At 54.6% G+C, this 16,176-nt stretch carries 30 protein-coding genes; all 30 read left to right on the top strand.

What is annotated here, in order from left to right; all coding sequences use genetic code 11:
- The first annotated feature begins 110 nt into the window (after positions 1–110).
- The 30 genes from rpsJ to bfr all read left to right on the top strand — a co-directional run bounded on the left by rpsJ (position 111) and on the right by bfr (position 16,119).
- Positions 111–422: a 30S ribosomal protein S10 gene (gene rpsJ / locus CIB54_RS20350; RefSeq protein ID WP_003186070.1), complete on the top strand. Its 312-nt coding sequence runs from the start codon at positions 111–113 to the stop codon at positions 420–422.
- 81 nt (positions 423–503) lie between these two features.
- The gene (rplC, locus tag CIB54_RS20345) at positions 504–1,139 is read left to right on the top strand and encodes a 50S ribosomal protein L3 (protein WP_003194649.1); all 636 of its coding nucleotides are present in this window, start codon (positions 504–506) and stop codon (positions 1,137–1,139) included.
- Positions 1,140–1,151: 12 nt separating this feature from the next.
- On the top strand, positions 1,152–1,754 hold the full coding sequence (rplD, locus tag CIB54_RS20340) for a 50S ribosomal protein L4 (RefSeq protein ID WP_003176424.1): 603 nt from the start codon (positions 1,152–1,154) through the stop codon (positions 1,752–1,754).
- The gene (rplW, locus tag CIB54_RS20335; protein ID WP_002555488.1) at positions 1,751–2,050 is read left to right on the top strand and encodes a 50S ribosomal protein L23; all 300 of its coding nucleotides are present in this window, start codon (positions 1,751–1,753) and stop codon (positions 2,048–2,050) included. The genes rplD and rplW overlap by 4 nt, the downstream gene beginning before the upstream one ends.
- 14 nt (positions 2,051–2,064) lie before the next feature.
- Entirely contained in the window at positions 2,065–2,889 is an 825-nt protein-coding gene (rplB, locus tag CIB54_RS20330) for a 50S ribosomal protein L2 (protein WP_003176423.1), read from the top strand.
- A 16-nt stretch (positions 2,890–2,905) separates the two neighbouring features.
- Positions 2,906–3,181 (top strand): 30S ribosomal protein S19, encoded by a 276-nt coding sequence (rpsS, locus tag CIB54_RS20325; protein WP_002555486.1) that lies wholly within the window; start codon positions 2,906–2,908, stop codon positions 3,179–3,181.
- Between the two features lie 11 nt (positions 3,182–3,192).
- Positions 3,193–3,525 carry a 50S ribosomal protein L22 gene (gene rplV, locus CIB54_RS20320; protein ID WP_003103908.1) on the top strand — a complete coding sequence of 111 codons (333 nt, stop codon included), beginning with the start codon at positions 3,193–3,195 and terminating at the stop codon, positions 3,523–3,525.
- A gap of 13 nt (positions 3,526–3,538) precedes the next feature.
- Positions 3,539–4,225, top strand: coding sequence for a 30S ribosomal protein S3 (gene rpsC / locus CIB54_RS20315; protein ID WP_003176422.1), 687 nt, complete (start codon positions 3,539–3,541; stop codon positions 4,223–4,225).
- 12 nt (positions 4,226–4,237) lie between these two features.
- Positions 4,238–4,651, top strand: coding sequence for a 50S ribosomal protein L16 (gene rplP / locus CIB54_RS20310; RefSeq protein ID WP_003176421.1), 414 nt, complete (start codon positions 4,238–4,240; stop codon positions 4,649–4,651).
- On the top strand, positions 4,651–4,842 hold the full coding sequence (rpmC, locus tag CIB54_RS20305) for a 50S ribosomal protein L29 (protein WP_002555481.1): 192 nt from the start codon (positions 4,651–4,653) through the stop codon (positions 4,840–4,842). Before rplP ends, rpmC begins: the two co-directional genes overlap by 1 nt.
- A gap of 2 nt (positions 4,843–4,844) precedes the next feature.
- Positions 4,845–5,111 (top strand): 30S ribosomal protein S17, encoded by a 267-nt coding sequence (rpsQ, locus tag CIB54_RS20300; RefSeq protein ID WP_003176419.1) that lies wholly within the window; start codon positions 4,845–4,847, stop codon positions 5,109–5,111.
- Positions 5,112–5,134: 23 nt separating this feature from the next.
- Entirely contained in the window at positions 5,135–5,503 is a 369-nt protein-coding gene (gene rplN, locus CIB54_RS20295) for a 50S ribosomal protein L14 (RefSeq protein ID WP_002555479.1), read from the top strand.
- 11 nt (positions 5,504–5,514) lie between these two features.
- Positions 5,515–5,829: a 50S ribosomal protein L24 gene (gene rplX, locus CIB54_RS20290; protein WP_003176416.1), complete on the top strand. Its 315-nt coding sequence runs from the start codon at positions 5,515–5,517 to the stop codon at positions 5,827–5,829.
- Positions 5,830–5,849: 20 nt separating this feature from the next.
- A complete protein-coding gene (rplE, locus tag CIB54_RS20285; protein ID WP_003176415.1) occupies positions 5,850–6,389 on the top strand; it encodes a 50S ribosomal protein L5 in 540 nt (179 codons plus the stop codon).
- Between the two features lie 13 nt (positions 6,390–6,402).
- Positions 6,403–6,708, top strand: a complete 306-nt coding sequence (gene rpsN / locus CIB54_RS20280; protein ID WP_003176414.1) for a 30S ribosomal protein S14 — start codon at positions 6,403–6,405, stop codon at positions 6,706–6,708.
- Positions 6,709–6,917: 209 nt separating this feature from the next.
- On the top strand, positions 6,918–7,310 hold the full coding sequence (gene rpsH / locus CIB54_RS20275) for a 30S ribosomal protein S8 (RefSeq protein ID WP_003176413.1): 393 nt from the start codon (positions 6,918–6,920) through the stop codon (positions 7,308–7,310).
- A 12-nt stretch (positions 7,311–7,322) separates the two neighbouring features.
- The gene (rplF, locus tag CIB54_RS20270) at positions 7,323–7,856 is read left to right on the top strand and encodes a 50S ribosomal protein L6 (protein WP_003176412.1); all 534 of its coding nucleotides are present in this window, start codon (positions 7,323–7,325) and stop codon (positions 7,854–7,856) included.
- A 10-nt stretch (positions 7,857–7,866) separates the two neighbouring features.
- Positions 7,867–8,217, top strand: coding sequence for a 50S ribosomal protein L18 (rplR, locus tag CIB54_RS20265; protein WP_017135964.1), 351 nt, complete (start codon positions 7,867–7,869; stop codon positions 8,215–8,217).
- A gap of 3 nt (positions 8,218–8,220) precedes the next feature.
- Positions 8,221–8,721 carry a 30S ribosomal protein S5 gene (gene rpsE / locus CIB54_RS20260; RefSeq protein WP_003176409.1) on the top strand — a complete coding sequence of 167 codons (501 nt, stop codon included), beginning with the start codon at positions 8,221–8,223 and terminating at the stop codon, positions 8,719–8,721.
- Positions 8,722–8,723: 2 nt separating this feature from the next.
- Positions 8,724–8,900, top strand: coding sequence for a 50S ribosomal protein L30 (gene rpmD, locus CIB54_RS20255; RefSeq protein ID WP_003176408.1), 177 nt, complete (start codon positions 8,724–8,726; stop codon positions 8,898–8,900).
- Between the two features lie 3 nt (positions 8,901–8,903).
- Positions 8,904–9,341 carry a 50S ribosomal protein L15 gene (gene rplO / locus CIB54_RS20250; RefSeq protein ID WP_003176407.1) on the top strand — a complete coding sequence of 146 codons (438 nt, stop codon included), beginning with the start codon at positions 8,904–8,906 and terminating at the stop codon, positions 9,339–9,341.
- On the top strand, positions 9,342–10,670 hold the full coding sequence (gene secY / locus CIB54_RS20245) for a preprotein translocase subunit SecY (protein WP_003194637.1): 1,329 nt from the start codon (positions 9,342–9,344) through the stop codon (positions 10,668–10,670).
- A gap of 28 nt (positions 10,671–10,698) precedes the next feature.
- Entirely contained in the window at positions 10,699–10,815 is a 117-nt protein-coding gene (rpmJ, locus tag CIB54_RS20240; protein ID WP_002555468.1) for a 50S ribosomal protein L36, read from the top strand.
- A 129-nt stretch (positions 10,816–10,944) separates the two neighbouring features.
- Complete coding sequence (rpsM, locus tag CIB54_RS20235; protein WP_003210063.1) at positions 10,945–11,301, top strand: 30S ribosomal protein S13; 357 nt, start codon at positions 10,945–10,947, stop codon at positions 11,299–11,301.
- A 30-nt stretch (positions 11,302–11,331) separates the two neighbouring features.
- Positions 11,332–11,721, top strand: a complete 390-nt coding sequence (rpsK, locus tag CIB54_RS20230) for a 30S ribosomal protein S11 (RefSeq protein ID WP_002555466.1) — start codon at positions 11,332–11,334, stop codon at positions 11,719–11,721.
- An 18-nt stretch (positions 11,722–11,739) separates the two neighbouring features.
- Complete coding sequence (gene rpsD, locus CIB54_RS20225; protein ID WP_003210056.1) at positions 11,740–12,360, top strand: 30S ribosomal protein S4; 621 nt, start codon at positions 11,740–11,742, stop codon at positions 12,358–12,360.
- Positions 12,361–12,382: 22 nt separating this feature from the next.
- Positions 12,383–13,384, top strand: coding sequence for a DNA-directed RNA polymerase subunit alpha (locus tag CIB54_RS20220; RefSeq protein WP_003176403.1), 1,002 nt, complete (start codon positions 12,383–12,385; stop codon positions 13,382–13,384).
- 41 nt (positions 13,385–13,425) lie between these two features.
- The gene (rplQ, locus tag CIB54_RS20215; RefSeq protein ID WP_007918448.1) at positions 13,426–13,812 is read left to right on the top strand and encodes a 50S ribosomal protein L17; all 387 of its coding nucleotides are present in this window, start codon (positions 13,426–13,428) and stop codon (positions 13,810–13,812) included.
- Between the two features lie 238 nt (positions 13,813–14,050).
- Positions 14,051–15,499 (top strand): catalase, encoded by a 1,449-nt coding sequence (locus tag CIB54_RS20210; RefSeq protein WP_065949091.1) that lies wholly within the window; start codon positions 14,051–14,053, stop codon positions 15,497–15,499.
- 155 nt (positions 15,500–15,654) lie between these two features.
- Positions 15,655–16,119: a bacterioferritin gene (bfr, locus tag CIB54_RS20205; RefSeq protein ID WP_065930320.1), complete on the top strand. Its 465-nt coding sequence runs from the start codon at positions 15,655–15,657 to the stop codon at positions 16,117–16,119.
- Positions 16,120–16,176 lie beyond the last annotated feature (57 nt).

Genomic DNA, 16,176 nt, shown 5'->3' with positions numbered 1-16,176 from the left:
GGGGGCCTTTTTTATTGGGTTGACACCTATCAGGGCCGTCTATAGAATTGCGCCTCCTTTTAACGGGCGTATTGCGCTCGCTGGGAATAGCAGCCGGAGTCTGAAATCCAATGCAAAATCAGCAAATCCGTATCAGGTTGAAGGCTTTTGACCATCGCCTGATCGACCAATCCACCCAGGAAATCGTGGAAACCGCGAAACGTACTGGTGCTCAAGTGCGTGGTCCAATTCCACTGCCTACCCGTAAAGAGCGGTTCACCGTTCTGGTCTCCCCGCACGTCAACAAAGACGCGCGTGACCAGTACGAGATCCGCACTCATAAGCGCGTACTGGACATCGTCCAGCCAACGGATAAAACCGTTGATGCACTTATGAAGCTTGATCTGGCGGCCGGTGTGGAAGTACAGATCAGCCTCGGCTAAGACTTGGGTCTTAGTCGTGTAACGCTCTGAAATGGGCGGCCATAGCGGGTGAAAGCCCCGTACACTCATGAGGTTTACAACATGACTATTGGTGTAGTCGGTCGTAAATGCGGTATGACCCGTATTTTCACCGAAGAAGGTGTCTCCATTCCGGTCACGGTCATTGAGATCGAACCGAATCGCGTCACCCAGTTCAAAACTGAAGAGACCGATGGCTATCGTGCAGTGCAAGTCACTGTCGGCGAGCGTCGTGCTTCGCGCGTGACTGCTGCTCAAGCAGGTCACTTCGCTAAAGCAAACGTTGCAGCTGGTCGCACCGTCATGGAGTTCCGTCTTGAAGACGGCGACTACCAGGCTGGCGATCTGATCAACGCTGAAATCTTCGCCGCTGGTCAACTGGTTGATGTAACCGGTCAGTCCAAGGGTAAAGGCTTCCAGGGTACGATCAAGCGTTGGAATTTCCGTGGTCAAGACAACACTCACGGTAACTCCGTTTCCCACCGCGTCCCGGGCTCTATTGGCCAGTGCCAGACTCCTGGTCGTGTATTCAAGGGCAAAAAAATGTCCGGTCATATGGGCGCTGAGCGCGTGACCGTGCAGTCCCTCGAAGTAGTGCGCGTCGACGCTGAACGCAATCTGTTGTTGGTCAAGGGTGCTGTTCCTGGCGCTACTGGCGGCAACCTGGTTGTACGTCCAGCGGCCAAGGCTCGCGGTTAAGGGGAAGCTGACATGCAATTAAATGTAAATGACGCTCAAGCGATCGAAGTTTCCGAACTGACATTTGGCGGCGAATTCAACGAGACGCTCGTTCACCAAGCAGTCGTGGCCTACATGGCCGGCGGCCGTCAAGGTAGCAAGCAGCAAAAGACCCGTTCCGACGTACGTGGTGGCGGTAAGCGCCCTTGGCGTCAGAAAGGCACTGGCCGTGCTCGTGCCGGTACTATCCGTAGCCCAATCTGGCGTGGCGGCGGTACCACTTTCGCAGCTCGTCCACAGGATCACTCGCAGAAGCTCAACAAGAAGATGTACCGCGCAGCACTGCGCTCCATCCTTGCTGAACTCGTGCGTACCGATCGTCTGGTCGTGGTTCAGGACTTCGCTGTTGAAAGTCCAAAAACCAAAGATCTGCTGGGCAAACTGAACAACATGAGCCTGACCGATGTTTTGATCGTGTCTGAAGCTGTTGATCAGAACCTGTACCTGGCTGCTCGCAACCTGCCACACGTTGATGTACGTGACGTGCAAGGTTCCGATCCAGTTAGTCTGATCGCATACGACAAGGTGTTGATCACCGTGTCGGCCGTGAAGAAATTCGAGGAGCTGCTGGGATGAACCAGGAACGCGTATTTAAAGTTCTGCTTGGCCCGCACGTTTCCGAAAAGGCTACGGTTCTGGCTGACAAGAAAGGCCAGTTCGTTTTCAAGGTTGCAACTGACGCAACCAAGCTGGAAATCAAGAAGGCCGTCGAAAGCCTGTTCAGCGTGAAAGTAGAGCGTGTTACTACCCTGAATGTTCTGGGTAAGAGCAAGCGCACTGCTCGCGGTCTGGGCAAGCGTAATGACTGGAAGAAGGCAGTTATCTCCCTTCAGCCAGGCCAAGATCTCGATTTCAGCAGCAGTGCTGAGTAAGGAAGGGGTGCATCATGGCAATCGTTAAATGCAAACCGACTTCCCCTGGCCGCCGTTTTGTGGTCAAGGTGGTCAACCAGGAGCTGCATAAAGGCGCTCCTCACGCACCGCTGCTCGAGAAAAAATCGAAGACTGGTGGTCGTAACAACAATGGTCGCATTACCACTCGTCACATCGGTGGTGGCCATAAGCAGCATTATCGTCTGGTCGATTTCCGTCGCAACGACAAAGATGGCATCTCCGCCACTGTCGAGCGTATTGAATACGATCCAAACCGTACTGCTCACATCGCTCTGCTGCTGTACGCAGATGGCGAGCGTCGCTACATCATCGCCCCTAAAGGCGTGAGCGCTGGCGACCAGCTGATCGCAGGTGCCCTGGCACCGATCAAGCCGGGCAACGCTCTGCAACTGCGCAACATTCCAGTTGGTAGCACCGTACACGGCATCGAATTGAAGCCAGGTAAAGGCGCGCAAATCGCTCGTTCCGCTGGTGCTTCGGCTCAGCTGATCGCTCGTGAAGGTGTCTACGTGACCCTGCGTCTGCGTTCTGGTGAGATGCGTAAAGTGCTGGCTGAATGCCGTGCGACCCTGGGCGAAGTCTCGAACTCCGAGCACAGCCTGCGTTCGCTGGGTAAAGCTGGTGCCAAACGCTGGCGTGGCGTTCGCCCAACCGTTCGTGGTGTTGCCATGAACCCGGTTGACCACCCACACGGTGGTGGTGAAGGTCGTACCTCTGGTGGTCGTCATCCGGTATCGCCATGGGGCTTCCCGACTAAGGGCGCGAAGACTCGTGGTAATAAGCGTACCGACAAAATGATCGTCCGTCGTCGCAAGTAAATAGAGGGATACGACAGTGCCACGTTCTCTGAAAAAAGGTCCTTTTATTGATCTTCACCTACTGAAGAAGATCGAAGTGGCGGCGGAAAAGAACGATCGCAAACCAGTTAAGACCTGGTCGCGTCGTTCGATGATCCTGCCACAAATGGTCGGTCTGACCATCGCAGTACACAACGGTCGTCAACACGTCCCAGTTCTCGTTAACGAAGACATGGTCGGCCACAAACTGGGCGAGTTTGCCGGTACCCGCACTTATCGTGGGCACGTGGCAGACAAGAAAGCCAAGCGTTAAGGGGTTAGGAAATGGAAGTAGCCGCTAAGTTGTCGGGCGCTCGAATCTCCGCCCAGAAAGCCCGCTTGGTCGCCGACCAGATCCGCGGGAAGAAGGTGGGCGAAGCGCTCAACCTGTTGGCTTTCAGCAGTAAGAAAGCCGCCGAGATCATGAAGAAAGTGCTGGAGTCGGCCGTAGCCAACGCCGAGCACAACGAAGGCGCAGACGTTGATGACCTGAAGGTCAGCACCGTTTTCGTCAACGAAGGGCGTTCGCTGAAGCGCATCATGCCACGTGCCAAAGGCCGTGCTGATCGCATCGTCAAGCGGTCTTGCCATATCACTGTCAAGGTTGCTGACAAGTAACGGAGTCGAAGAGATGGGTCAGAAAGTACATCCCATTGGCATTCGCCTGGGAATCGTCAAGGAACACACCTCCGTCTGGTATGCAGACGGCCGGACTTATGCGGACTATTTGTTCGCTGATCTGAAGGTGCGTGAGTATCTCCAAGACAAACTAAAAAGCGCGTCCGTAAGCCGTATCGATATCCATCGCCCGGCGCAAACCGCACGTATCACCATCCACACTGCTCGTCCAGGTATCGTTATCGGGAAGAAAGGTGAAGATGTTGAGAAGCTGCGTCAGGACCTGACCAAGCAAATGGGTGTGCCTGTGCACATCAATATCGAAGAGATCCGCAAGCCGGAGCTCGACGGTATGCTGGTTGCGCAGAGCGTAGCTCAGCAGCTGGAGCGTCGCGTAATGTTCCGTCGCGCTATGAAGCGCGCTGTACAGAACGCCATGCGCATTGGTGCCAAAGGCATCAAAATCCAAGTGAGCGGTCGTCTCGGCGGTGCTGAAATCGCACGTACTGAATGGTATCGCGAAGGTCGTGTGCCACTGCACACCCTGCGTGCCGACATCGACTATGCCAACTACGAAGCTCACACCACCTACGGTGTGATCGGTGTAAAGGTTTGGATCTTCAAAGGCGAAGTAATTGGTGGTCGCCAAGAAGAACTGAAACCACAAGCACCAGCGCCTCGTAAAAAAGCTGCTAAGTAAGGGGTACGCCAAATGTTGCAACCTAAGCGTACGAAGTTCCGCAAGCAGATGACAGGCCACAACCGTGGTCTGGCTCAGCGCGGTAGCAAAGTCAGCTTCGGCGAGTTCGCGCTGAAGTCTGTAGCTCGTGGTCGTCTCACCGCTCGTCAGATCGAGTCAGCGCGTCGTGCTCTGACCCGTCACGTAAAACGTGGCGGCAAGATCTGGATCCGTGTATTCCCGGACAAGCCGATCTCCAAAAAACCTCTCGAGGTTCGGATGGGTAAAGGTAAGGGTAACGTGGAATACTGGGTAGCCCAGATTCAGCCAGGCAAAGTCCTGTATGAAATCGAGGGCGTTTCTGAAGAGCTGGCGCGTGAGGCTTTCGCCCTGGCTGCTGCAAAGCTGCCGCTCGCCACCTCCTTTGTTAAACGGACGGTGATGTGATGAAAGCGAATGAACTTCGTGAAAAATCCGCACAGCAGCTGAACGAGCAACTGCTCGGCCTGCTGCGCGACCAGTTCAATCTGCGTATGCAGAAAGCAACTGGCCAGTTGGGGCAGTCTCATCTGCTCTCGCAAGTTAAGCGTGACATCGCTCGCGTGAAGACTGTGCTCAACCAGCAGGCAGGTAAGTGATCATGGCTGAAGCCGAAAAGACTGTCCGTACGCTGACTGGCCGTGTTGTCAGCGACAAGATGGACAAAACCATCACCGTTTTGATCGAGCGTCGCGTTAAGCACCCGATCTACGGTAAATATGTTAAGCGTTCGACTAAGCTGCACGCGCACGACGAAACCAATCAGTGCCACATCGGCGACAAGGTCACTATTCGTGAAACTCGTCCGCTGGCCAAGACCAAGTCTTGGGCGCTGGTTGATGTTCTCGAACGCGCTGTGGAAGTCTAAGGACTAGGGGTCGGAGAAATTATATGATTCAGACTCAATCCATGCTCGATGTGGCCGATAACAGCGGCGCTCGCCGCGTTATGTGCATCAAGGTGCTGGGTGGCTCCCATCGTCGTTACGCTGGTATCGGTGACATCATCAAAGTGACCGTCAAGGAAGCAATTCCTCGCGGTAAAGTGAAAAAAGGCCAAGTGATGACTGCTGTTGTAGTCCGCACTCGTCACGGCGTACGTCGTGCTGATGGCTCCATTATCCGCTTTGATGGCAACGCTGCTGTTCTTCTGAACAACAAGCAAGAGCCTATCGGCACCCGTATCTTTGGGCCAGTGACCCGTGAACTTCGTACTGAGAAGTTCATGAAGATCGTCTCGCTCGCCCCAGAAGTGCTGTAAGGAGATCCGACATGCAAAAGATTCGTCGTGACGACGAGATCATCGTGATCGCCGGCAAAGACAAAGGTAAGCGCGGTAAGGTGCTTAAGGTTCTCGCTAATAACCGTCTGGTTATCGGTGGTCTGAACCTGGTCAAGCGTCATACCAAGCCTAACCCGATGTCGGGCGTGCAAGGCGGTATCGTCGAAAAAGAAGCTCCACTGGACGCTTCTAACGTCGCCATTTTCAACGGCGAAACCAACAAGGCTGACCGCGTTGGTTTCAAAGTAGAAGATGGCAAGAAAATTCGTGTCTTCAAGTCGACCCAAAAAGCGGTTGATGCTTGAACACTGCTAGGTAGAAGACCATGGCACGACTAAAAGAGATTTACTGGAAAGAAATCGCACCGAAACTTAAGGAAGAACTTAAGCTTTCGAACGTGATGGAAGTTCCACGCGTTACCAAAATCACCCTGAACATGGGTTTGGGCGAAGCGGTCGGTGACAAAAAAGTCATCGAGCACGCTGTTGCTGACCTGGAAAAGATCACCGGTCAAAAAGTCGTTGTGACTTACGCTCGGAAATCCATCGCTGGCTTTAAAGTCCGCGAAGGCTGGCCGATCGGCGTCAAAGTGACTCTGCGCCGTGAGCGTATGTATGAATTCCTGGATCGTCTGCTGTCGATCTCCCTGCCTCGGGTTCGCGACTTCCGCGGCCTGAATGCCAAGTCCTTCGATGGTCGTGGTAACTACAGCATGGGCGTGAAAGAGCAGATCATCTTCCCGGAAATCGACTACGACAAGATCGATGCTCTCCGCGGTCTGGACATCACCCTGACCACCACTGCCAAGAACGATGATGAAGGTCGCGCCCTGTTGCGTGCTTTCAAATTCCCGTTCCGCAACTGATTGGAGTAGGACCATGGCCAAGATGAGCATGAAAAACCGCGAGCTGAAACGTCAGCTCACGGTTGCCAAGTACGCCAAGAAGCGTGCAGCACTGAAAGCAATCATCGTTGATCTGAACGCAAGTCCAGAAGCGCGTTGGGAAGCTACAGTTGCTCTGCAGAAGCAGCCACGTGACGCAAGCGCCTCGCGCATGCGTAACCGCTGCCGCCTGACCGGTCGTCCACACGGCGTTTACCGCAAGTTCGGCCTTGGCCGTAACAAACTGCGTGAAGCGGCAATGCGTGGTGACGTCCCAGGTCTGGTTAAAGCCAGCTGGTAAGTACTTTCAACGCCAAGGTGGTCGGGTTCGCAAGATACTGACCGCCGGTGGCCTTGAATCTGGAACAAGCCCCTTTTGGGGCTTGTTTCATTTCCGGACTGTGTCTAAAATACGCGGCTCGCCTGAGCCCGTGTTTTTTACGCTCGGAAGATTCTCGGCGACATATGTAGCCGCAAGGCTAATTTTTTTGTATTAGGAGCGTCTAGCCCATGAGTATGCAGGACCCGTTAGCGGACATGCTAACTCGTATCCGTAATGCCCAGATGGCTGAAAAGTCCGTCGTAAGCATGCCATCTTCCAAGTTGAAGGTAGCTGTTGCCAAAGTCCTGAAAGACGAAGGCTACATTGCGGGTTATCAGATCAGCAGCGAAATCAAGCCACTGCTGTCCATCGAGCTGAAATACTTCGAAGGCCGTTCGGTCATCGAGGAAGTGAAGCGCGTTAGCCGTCCAGGCCTGCGTCAGTACAAGTCCGCTGAAGATCTGCCGAAAGTTCGTGGCGGTCTGGGCGTGTCTATCGTCTCCACCAACAAAGGTGTGATGACGGATCGTGCTGCGCGCGCTGCCGGTGTCGGCGGCGAAGTTCTTTGCACTGTGTTCTAAGGGGGGATAAGCATGTCTCGCGTCGCTAAGAACCCCGTTAAGCTGCCAGCCGGTGTCGAAGTCAAATTCGCAGGCCAACAGCTTTCGGTGAAGGGTGCCAAGGGCACTCTTGAACTGAATATCCATTCGTCCGTTGAGATCGTTGAAGAAGCTGGTGAGCTGCGTTTCGCTGCTCGCAATGGCGATCAACAAACTCGCGCAATGGCCGGTACCACGCGTGCGTTGGTAAACAACATGGTCCAAGGCGTAAGCCAAGGCTTCGAGCGTAAGCTCCAGCTGGTCGGTGTTGGTTACAAAGCGCAAGCAAAAGGCACGGTTTTGAACCTGGCCCTTGGCTTCTCGCACCCAGTGGATTACGAACTGCCGGAAGGCATCACCGCTGAGACCCCTAGCCAAACCGATATCCTGATCAAGGGCATCGATAAGCAGCTGGTAGGTCAGGTGGCCGCTGAGATCCGCGACTTCCGTCCACCAGAGCCGTACAAAGGCAAAGGTGTGCGCTACGCGGACGAAGTCGTCCGTCGTAAAGAAGCCAAGAAGAAGTAGGGCATAGCAAATGACCGACAAAAAAGTTACTCGACTGCGTCGCGCTCGCAAAGCACGCCTGAAAATGCACGAACTCGAAGTCGTGCGTCTCTGCGTGTATCGCTCGTCGCAGCACATCTACGCCCAGGTCATCTCGGCCGACGGCAACAAAGTCCTGGCAAGCGCCTCGACTTTGGATAAAGAACTGCGTGATGGTGCCACCGGCAACATCGACGCGGCCACTAAGGTTGGCCAGCTGGTCGCTACACGTGCTAAGGCCGTGGGCGTCTCGCAAGTGGCTTTCGACCGCTCTGGCTTCAAGTACCACGGCCGCGTTAAAGCGCTGGCTGATGCTGCTCGTGAAGCTGGGCTGGAGTTCTAAGTTATGTCAAATAACGACCAAAAGCGCGACGAAGGCTACATTGAGAAGCTGGTTCAAGTTAACCGCGTAGCCAAAACCGTTAAAGGCGGCCGTATCTTCACTTTCACCGCGTTGACCGTGGTGGGTGATGGTAAAGGGCGTGTTGGCTTCGGCCGTGGCAAGTCACGTGAAGTGCCTGCCGCGATCCAGAAGGCAATGGAAGCTGCTCGTCGCAACATGATCCAGGTTGATCTGAACGGCACTACCCTGCAGTACGCAATGAAGTCCGCCCATGGCGCTTCGAAGGTGTACATGCAGCCTGCTTCTGAAGGTACCGGTATCATCGCTGGCGGCGCTATGCGTGCTGTCCTCGAAGTTGCTGGCGTTCAGAACGTTCTGGCCAAGTGCTACGGCTCGACTAACCCGGTAAACGTGGTTCACGCCACTTTCAAAGGTTTGAAAGCTATGCAATCTCCTGAGTCCATCGCTGCCAAGCGTGGCCTGACTGTGAAGGAGATCTTCTGATCATGGCTACCGTTAAAGTAACGCTGATCAAAAGCATGACCGGCCGCATTCCTAACCACAAGCTGTGTGTTAAAGGTCTGGGTCTGCGTCGCATCGGTCACACTGTAGAAGTCCAGGATACTCCCGAGAATCGCGGGATGATCAACAAGGCTTACTACATGCTGCGTGTAGAGGGTTAATCGATGAAACTCAATGATCTGAGTCCAGCGCCGGGTTCCCGTCGCGAAAAGCATCGTCCGGGCCGTGGTATCGGTAGTGGTTTGGGTAAGACCGGTGGCCGTGGCCACAAAGGTCAGACCTCCCGCTCCGGTGGCACCATTGCTCCAGGCTTTGAAGGCGGTCAACAGCCGCTGCATCGTCGCCTGCCTAAGTTCGGTTTCGTATCCCTGAAAGCCATGGACCGCGCAGAAGTGCGTCTGTCCGAGCTGGCTAAAGTGGAAGGCGACATCGTTACTGTGCAGACCCTGAAAGATGCCAACGTGATCAACGTCAACGTACAGCGTGTGAAAATCATGCTGTCCGGTGAAGTGACTCGCGCTGTCACTATCGGCAAGGGAATCGGCGCCACCAAAGGTGCGCGTTCGGCTATCGAAGCAGCTGGCGGCAAGTTCGAGGAATAAATGGCTAAGCAAGGTGCTCTCTCAGCGCTCGGCAAAGGCGGTATGTCTGAACTTTGGGCTCGTCTGCGTTTTCTGTTCCTGGCGATTATCGTCTACCGAATAGGCGCACACATCCCGGTTCCAGGTATCAACCCGGACCGACTCGCAGACCTGTTTCGACAGAATGAGGGGACCATTCTTAGCTTGTTCAACATGTTTTCCGGCGGCGCGCTGGAGCGGATGAGCATCTTTGCACTGGGGATCATGCCGTACATTTCGGCATCGATCATCATGCAACTGATGACCGCCGTCAGCCCGCAGCTGGAGCAGTTGAAGAAGGAAGGTGAAGCTGGCCGTCGCAAGATTAGCCAGTACACCCGCTACGGCACTGTCGTCCTCGCTCTGGTTCAAGCTATCGGCATGTCCGTTGGCCTGGCAGGGCAGGGCGTTGCGTTCACTGGTGACTTTGGCTTCCATTTCGTCGCGGTATCCACGTTTGTGGCTGGTGCGATGTTCATGATGTGGCTGGGTGAGCAGATTACTGAGCGTGGTGTTGGTAACGGTATCTCGATGTTGATTTTCGCAGGTATCGTCGCCGGTCTTCCGAGAGCAATTGGGCAGTCTTTCGAGTCTGCGCGTCAGGGTGATATCAATATCTTCGCCCTGGTTGCCATCGGTTTGCTGGCAGTAGCGATTATCGGTTTCGTGGTGTTCATTGAGCGTGGTCAGCGTCGTATTGCTGTTCACTACGCCAAGCGTCAGCAGGGCCGTAAGGTCTTTGCTGCGCAGACCAGCCACTTGCCGCTGAAGGTGAATATGGCCGGCGTTATTCCGGCAATTTTCGCGAGCAGCATCTTGCTGTTTCCGGCTTCGTTGGGTACCTGGTTTGGTCAGTCTGAAAATATGGGCTGGCTGCAGGACCTCTCTCAGTCGATCGCTCCTGGTCAGCCGTTGAATATTCTGCTGTTTAGTGCAGGGATTATTTTCTTCTGCTTCTTCTATACGGCGTTGATGTTCAATCCGAAAGACGTAGCGGAAAACCTGAAGAAGTCCGGTGCCTTTATTCCGGGTATTCGTCCGGGTGAGCAGTCTGCACGCTACATTGATGGCGTTCTGACTCGTTTGACCCTGTTCGGTGCTCTATATATGACGGCCGTGTGTTTGCTTCCCCAGTTCCTGGTGGTTGCGGCAAACGTTCCGTTCTACCTTGGCGGGACCTCGTTGCTGATCGTGGTCGTGGTTGTGATGGACTTCATGTCCCAAGTACAATCGCACCTCGTTTCGCACCAGTACGAATCCCTGATGAAGAAAGCCAACCTGAAGGGCTACGGCAGCGGCATGTTGCGCTGAGTACCCCATAAGGTTCGAGGAGTTGGTGATGAAAGTTCGTGCATCGGTGAAAAAGCTGTGCCGCAACTGCAAGATTATTCGCCGCGAAGGTGTTGTTCGAGTAATTTGCAGCGCGGAACCGCGTCACAAACAGCGCCAAGGCTGAGTGTGATCCGCTTGAAGCCCGGCAGCTAGTGCGCTGCCGGGTTGATTATTTGTTATTACAGCGATATTATCTCGCGCCCTATTTCTTGGCTTCCGGGGCGTAGGTAGCTGTCAATTGGAGTCCCACTGAATGGCCCGTATTGCAGGCGTTAACATTCCAGATAACAAGCACACTGTTATCTCGCTGACCTACATCTATGGTGTTGGTCGCACTACTGCGCAGAAAATTTGCGCAGACACTGGGGTAAACCCAGCCGCAAAGATCAAGGATCTGAGCGACGAGCAGATTGAGCTGTTGCGTGGCGAAGTGGCGAAGTTCACCACTGAAGGTGACCTGCGTCGCGAAATCAACATGAAAATCAAGCGTTTGATGGACCTCGGTTGCTACCGTGGTCTGCGTCATCGTCGTGGTCTTCCAGTGCGCGGTCAGCGTACCAAGACTAACGCGCGTACCCGTAAAGGTCCGCGTAAGCCGATCCGCAAGTAATCGCCCACGCGAATCGACAGGAAAATTATCATGGCAAAACCTGCTGCTCGTCCTCGTAAAAAAGTTAAAAAGACAGTGGTTGATGGCATCGCCCACATCCATGCTTCTTTTAACAACACAATCGTGACCATCACCGACCGTCAAGGTAACGCGCTTTCTTGGGCTACCTCCGGTGGTTCGGGTTTCCGCGGTTCCCGCAAGTCCACCCCGTTTGCTGCTCAAGTAGCTGCTGAACGTGCTGGTCAAGCTGCGCTGGAATACGGCCTGAAAAACCTCGACGTTAACGTCAAAGGTCCAGGTCCAGGTCGTGAGTCTGCTGTCCGTGCTTTGAACGGCTGTGGCTATAAGATCGCCAGCATCACCGACGTGACGCCAATCCCGCACAACGGGTGCCGTCCGCCGAAGAAGCGCCGCGTGTAATCCAGGAGATTGTAAAGAATGGCTCGTTACATTGGTCCAAAATGCAAACTCGCTCGTCGTGAAGGCACCGATCTCTTCTTGAAGAGCGGCGTGCGCGCGATCGAATCGAAGTGCAACATTGAAGCAGCACCTGGTATCCACGGCCAACGCCGCGGTCGCCAGTCCGATTACGGCACCCAACTGCGTGAAAAGCAGAAGGTCCGTCGTATCTACGGCGTTCTCGAGCGTCAGTTCAGCGGCTACTACAAAGAAGCTGCTGGCAAGAAAGGTGCAACCGGTGAAAACCTGCTGCAACTGCTCGAATGCCGTCTGGACAACGTTGTATACCGTATGGGCTTTGGTTCGACTCGCGCCGAATCCCGTCAGCTGGTATCGCACAAATCCGTCAGCGTAAACGGCCAAACCGTTAACGTACCGTCTTACCAGGTTCGTGCTGGTGACGTGGTCGCGATTCGCGAGAAAGCAAAAAACCAACTTCGCATTGTCCAAGCTCTCGATCTGTGTGCCCAACGTGGCCGCGTAGAATGGGTAGAAGTAGACACTGAGAAGAAGTCGGGCGTTTTCAAGAACGTTCCTGCTCGCAGTGATCTGTCCGCCGACATCAACGAAAGCCTGATTGTCGAGCTCTACTCCAAGTAAGGGCTAGAAAATAGGTGCATCCATGCAGATTTCGGTAAATGAGTTCCTGACACCCCGCCACATTGATGTGCAGGTTGTCAGTCCAACCCGCGCTAAAATTACTCTCGAGCCTCTCGAGCGTGGTTTTGGCCACACCCTGGGCAACGCGCTGCGCCGCATCCTGTTGTCCTCAATGCCCGGCTGTGCAGTAGTCGAGGCCGAGATTGACGGTGTGCTCCACGAGTACAGCGCCATCGAAGGTGTACAGGAAGACGTAATTGAAATCCTGTTGAACCTTAAAGGTCTGGCTATCAAGCTGCACGGCCGTGACGAAGTTACGCTGACCTTGTCGAAGAAGGGTTCGGGGGTGGTTACCGCTGCCGATATTCAGCTGGATCATGATGTCGAGATCGTTAATCCCGATCACGTAATCGCTAACCTGGCGTCTAACGGCGCCCTGAACATGAAGCTCACTGTAGCTCGTGGTCGTGGTTATGAACCGGCCGACTCGCGTCAGAGCGATGAAGACGAAAGCCGCAGCATTGGTCGCTTGCAGCTTGACTCTTCGTTCAGCCCGGTTCGCCGTATCGCATACGTGGTGGAAAACGCCCGTGTCGAGCAGCGTACTAACCTGGACAAGCTGGTTATTGATCTGGAAACCAACGGTACTCTGGATCCTGAAGAGGCTATCCGCCGCGCTGCAACCATTCTGCAACAGCAGTTGGCTGCGTTCGTCGACCTCAAAGGTGACAGCGAACCAGTGGTAATCGAGCAGGAAGACGAGATCGATCCGATCCTGCTTCGCCCGGTTGACGATCTGGAACTGACTGTACGTTCGGCTAACTGCCTTAAGGCGGAAAACATTTACTACATCGGTGACCTGATTCAGCGTACCGAAGTAGAACTGTTGAAGACTCCGAACCTGGGCAAGAAATCCTTGACTGAAATCAAGGACGTTCTGGCCTCCCGCGGTCTGTCCCTCGGCATGCGCCTCGACAACTGGCCGCCTGCAAGTCTTAAGAAGGACGACAAGGCGACTGCCTGATCGTCGTAATCACCGAACGTGAGTTTGGTAAGGAATGAACCATGCGTCATCGTAAAAGTGGTCGTCACCTGAGCCGTACCAGCTCGCACCGCAAGGCCATGTTCCAAAACATGGCGGTGTCGCTGTTCGAGCACGAGCTGATCAAAACTACACTGCCGAAAGCTAAAGAACTGCGTCGCGTTGCTGAGCCGCTGATCACTTTGGCCAAGACAGACAGCCTGGCTAACCGCCGTCTGGCTTTCGACCGTACTCGTTCGAAAGCTATCGTTGGTAAGCTCTTCAACGACCTGGGCAAGCGTTACGCTACCCGTGAGGGTGGCTACCTGCGCATCCTCAAGTGCGGCTTCCGCACTGGCGACAACGCGCCTATGGCGTACGTCGAGTTGGTTGATCGTGCTACTGCCGGCGAAGCTGTAAGCGCCGAGTAAGACGACAGTCTGCAACGAAGAACCGGGCCTAGTGCCCGGTTTTTTGTGCGCGTCATAAAAGCGCGATAGGTACAAGTTTCCCGAGGCGACGGTGGGCATGATGGACGCCGGCTTGTTTGGTAGTAATTTTCTATTGAAGCCTGCAATTTAATAAATTTGTGGGTGTCATGCTGTTGATTAATACTTCCACCAAGCCGATTAGCCGGCAGTTTCAAGTCTCACCTGAGGAAGATTGCGCATGAGCCAGAATAAAATCCTTACCACCGCCAGCGGCGCTCCCGTTGCGGATAATCAGAATTCCCGTTCCGCCGGTCCTCGTGGCCCGCTGCTGCTCGACGACTTTCACCTGATCGAGAAGCTCGCTCACTTCAATCGTGAGAATATTCCAGAGCGCCGTGTACACGCCAAAGGTTCGGGCGCCTACGGTACGTTCACAGTCACCCAGGACATTACTCACTACACCAGCGCCAAGCTGTTCGAGTCAGTGGGTAAGCAAACCCCGACCTTCCTGCGGTTCTCCACTGTAGGAGGTGAGCGTGGTTCCGCTGACACTGAGCGCGACCCACGCGGCTTCGCCTTGAAGTTCTACACCGAGGAAGGCAACTGGGACATCGTTGGCAACAATACGCCTGTGTTCTTCATCCGTGATCCGCTGAAGTTTCCGGATTTCATCCACACCCAAAAGCGCTTGCCGCAAAGCAACCTGAAAAGCGCACAGATGATGTGGGACTTCTGGTCGCATTCCCCAGAGGCGCTGCACCAGGTCACCATCCTGTTCTCGGACCGTGGCATCCCCGATGGCTATCGCCACATGCACGGCTTCGGCAGTCACACCTACAGCCTGATCAATGCCAAAGGCGAGCGTCACTGGGTGAAATGGCACTACAAGACCCAGCAAGGCATCAAGAACCTGGCGCCAGCTGAGGCCGCGCGCCTGGCGGGTACCGATCCAGACTATGCCCAGCGCGATCTGTTCGGCGCCATCGAGCGTGGTGATTTCCCGAAATGGCGCGTTTGCATCCAGATCATGACCGAGGCTCAAGCGAACGCTCACTACGAAAACCCGTTTGACGTAACCAAGACCTGGTCGCAAAAAGAATTCCCACTGATCGAGGTGGGCGAGCTGGAACTCAACCGCAACCCGCAGAACTATTTCGCCGAAGTGGAGCAGGCCGCTTTCGGCCCAAGCAACATGGTTCCAGGCGTTGGCCTGTCGCCGGACCGCATGCTGCAAGGTCGAGTCTTTGCCTACGCAGATGCTCACCGGTACCGTGTTGGCACCAATCATCAGCAACTGCCGGTGAATGCTCCACGGAACCCGGTCAACAGCTACCAGCGTGACGGTTCGATGGCCTTTGGCAGTAATGGTGGCGCTGCGCCGAACTATGAGCCAAACAGCTACGCGGATGCGCCAAAGCAGGCGCCACAGTACGCTGAGCCTGCACTGGCCTTGAGCGGTGCAGCTGATCGTTATGATCATCGCGAAGACACGGATTACTACAGCCACGCCGGTGCACTGTTCCGCTTGATGAATGACGAGCAAAAAGCGCTGCTGACCAGCAACATTGCCGGCGCGATGGGCGGTGTTTCCAGTGATGTGGTCCAGCGTCAGTTGCAGCATTTCTATAAAGCGGATCCCGCTTATGGAGAAGCAATCGCAAATGCACTGGGTGTATCGCTTAACTGACTCTAAACGATAAGCAGAACCGCCCTCATTTGGGCGGTTTTTGCGTTATTTCAGCTACTTTTCTCCGGAAATCTTCGCTTTTCTGCCGTTGATCCCGTGACCTTCAGGTCAGCATGGTTCAAACTACAGACTTTCAAGCAGGGAGATGTAGGGCGATGCAAGGTCACCCCGACGTAATCGATTACCTCAACACGTTGCTGACGGGCGAACTGGCAGCTCGTGACCAATATTTCATCCATTCGCGTATGTACGAAGACTGGGGCTTTACCGAGCTCTATGAACGTATTAACCATGAGATGGAAGAAGAGGCGCAGCACGCTGACGCACTGATGCGTCGTATCCTCATGCTCGAAGGCACGCCGCGCATGCGTCCCGACGACTTGGATGTGGGCACCACAGTGCCGGAAATGCTCGCTGCCGACCTTCGTCTCGAATATAAGGTCCGTGCCGCTCTCTGCAAGGGCATTGAGCTGTGCGAGCAGCACAACGACTATGTCACTCGCGAGATCCTGCGGGTGCAATTGAATGACACCGAAGAAGATCACACCTACTGGCTGGAAAAGCAGTTGGGTCTGATCAAGCTGATTGGCCTGGAAAACTACCTGCAATCGCAGTTCTGATTCCGGCTACGAAAAAGCCCCTGCCGCCGATGAGGTGACAGGGGCTTTTTATCGGGC

The sequence above is a fragment of the Pseudomonas fluorescens genome, assembly GCF_002837185.1.
GTDB classification, from domain to species: Bacteria; Pseudomonadota; Gammaproteobacteria; order Pseudomonadales; family Pseudomonadaceae; genus Aquipseudomonas; species Aquipseudomonas fluorescens_AM.
The sequence above is the reverse complement of the archived record's forward strand: the minus strand, read 5'-3'. Positions and strand labels throughout refer to the sequence as shown.

Excerpts from the sequence above, each read along its gene's own strand:
- rpsJ (WP_003186070.1), top strand. The coding sequence starts at position 111 with ATGCAAAATCAGCAAATCCGTATCAGGTTGAAGGCTTTTGACCATCGC.
- rplC (WP_003194649.1), top strand. The coding sequence starts at position 504 with ATGACTATTGGTGTAGTCGGTCGTAAATGCGGTATGACCCGTATTTTC.
- rplD (WP_003176424.1), top strand. The coding sequence starts at position 1,152 with ATGCAATTAAATGTAAATGACGCTCAAGCGATCGAAGTTTCCGAACTG.
- rplW (WP_002555488.1), top strand. The coding sequence starts at position 1,751 with ATGAACCAGGAACGCGTATTTAAAGTTCTGCTTGGCCCGCACGTTTCC.
- rplB (WP_003176423.1), top strand. The coding sequence starts at position 2,065 with ATGGCAATCGTTAAATGCAAACCGACTTCCCCTGGCCGCCGTTTTGTG.
- rplV (WP_003103908.1), top strand. The coding sequence starts at position 3,193 with ATGGAAGTAGCCGCTAAGTTGTCGGGCGCTCGAATCTCCGCCCAGAAA.
- rpsC (WP_003176422.1), top strand. The coding sequence starts at position 3,539 with ATGGGTCAGAAAGTACATCCCATTGGCATTCGCCTGGGAATCGTCAAG.
- rplP (WP_003176421.1), top strand. The coding sequence starts at position 4,238 with ATGTTGCAACCTAAGCGTACGAAGTTCCGCAAGCAGATGACAGGCCAC.
- rpmC (WP_002555481.1), top strand. The coding sequence starts at position 4,651 with ATGAAAGCGAATGAACTTCGTGAAAAATCCGCACAGCAGCTGAACGAG.
- rpsQ (WP_003176419.1), top strand. The coding sequence starts at position 4,845 with ATGGCTGAAGCCGAAAAGACTGTCCGTACGCTGACTGGCCGTGTTGTC.
- rplN (WP_002555479.1), top strand. The coding sequence starts at position 5,135 with ATGATTCAGACTCAATCCATGCTCGATGTGGCCGATAACAGCGGCGCT.
- rplX (WP_003176416.1), top strand. The coding sequence starts at position 5,515 with ATGCAAAAGATTCGTCGTGACGACGAGATCATCGTGATCGCCGGCAAA.
- rplE (WP_003176415.1), top strand. The coding sequence starts at position 5,850 with ATGGCACGACTAAAAGAGATTTACTGGAAAGAAATCGCACCGAAACTT.
- rpsN (WP_003176414.1), top strand. The coding sequence starts at position 6,403 with ATGGCCAAGATGAGCATGAAAAACCGCGAGCTGAAACGTCAGCTCACG.
- rpsH (WP_003176413.1), top strand. The coding sequence starts at position 6,918 with ATGAGTATGCAGGACCCGTTAGCGGACATGCTAACTCGTATCCGTAAT.
- rplF (WP_003176412.1), top strand. The coding sequence starts at position 7,323 with ATGTCTCGCGTCGCTAAGAACCCCGTTAAGCTGCCAGCCGGTGTCGAA.
- rplR (WP_017135964.1), top strand. The coding sequence starts at position 7,867 with ATGACCGACAAAAAAGTTACTCGACTGCGTCGCGCTCGCAAAGCACGC.
- rpsE (WP_003176409.1), top strand. The coding sequence starts at position 8,221 with ATGTCAAATAACGACCAAAAGCGCGACGAAGGCTACATTGAGAAGCTG.
- rpmD (WP_003176408.1), top strand. The coding sequence starts at position 8,724 with ATGGCTACCGTTAAAGTAACGCTGATCAAAAGCATGACCGGCCGCATT.
- rplO (WP_003176407.1), top strand. The coding sequence starts at position 8,904 with ATGAAACTCAATGATCTGAGTCCAGCGCCGGGTTCCCGTCGCGAAAAG.
- secY (WP_003194637.1), top strand. The coding sequence starts at position 9,342 with ATGGCTAAGCAAGGTGCTCTCTCAGCGCTCGGCAAAGGCGGTATGTCT.
- rpmJ (WP_002555468.1), top strand. The coding sequence starts at position 10,699 with ATGAAAGTTCGTGCATCGGTGAAAAAGCTGTGCCGCAACTGCAAGATT.
- rpsM (WP_003210063.1), top strand. The coding sequence starts at position 10,945 with ATGGCCCGTATTGCAGGCGTTAACATTCCAGATAACAAGCACACTGTT.
- rpsK (WP_002555466.1), top strand. The coding sequence starts at position 11,332 with ATGGCAAAACCTGCTGCTCGTCCTCGTAAAAAAGTTAAAAAGACAGTG.
- rpsD (WP_003210056.1), top strand. The coding sequence starts at position 11,740 with ATGGCTCGTTACATTGGTCCAAAATGCAAACTCGCTCGTCGTGAAGGC.
- CIB54_RS20220 (WP_003176403.1), top strand. The coding sequence starts at position 12,383 with ATGCAGATTTCGGTAAATGAGTTCCTGACACCCCGCCACATTGATGTG.
- rplQ (WP_007918448.1), top strand. The coding sequence starts at position 13,426 with ATGCGTCATCGTAAAAGTGGTCGTCACCTGAGCCGTACCAGCTCGCAC.
- CIB54_RS20210 (WP_065949091.1), top strand. The coding sequence starts at position 14,051 with ATGAGCCAGAATAAAATCCTTACCACCGCCAGCGGCGCTCCCGTTGCG.
- bfr (WP_065930320.1), top strand. The coding sequence starts at position 15,655 with ATGCAAGGTCACCCCGACGTAATCGATTACCTCAACACGTTGCTGACG.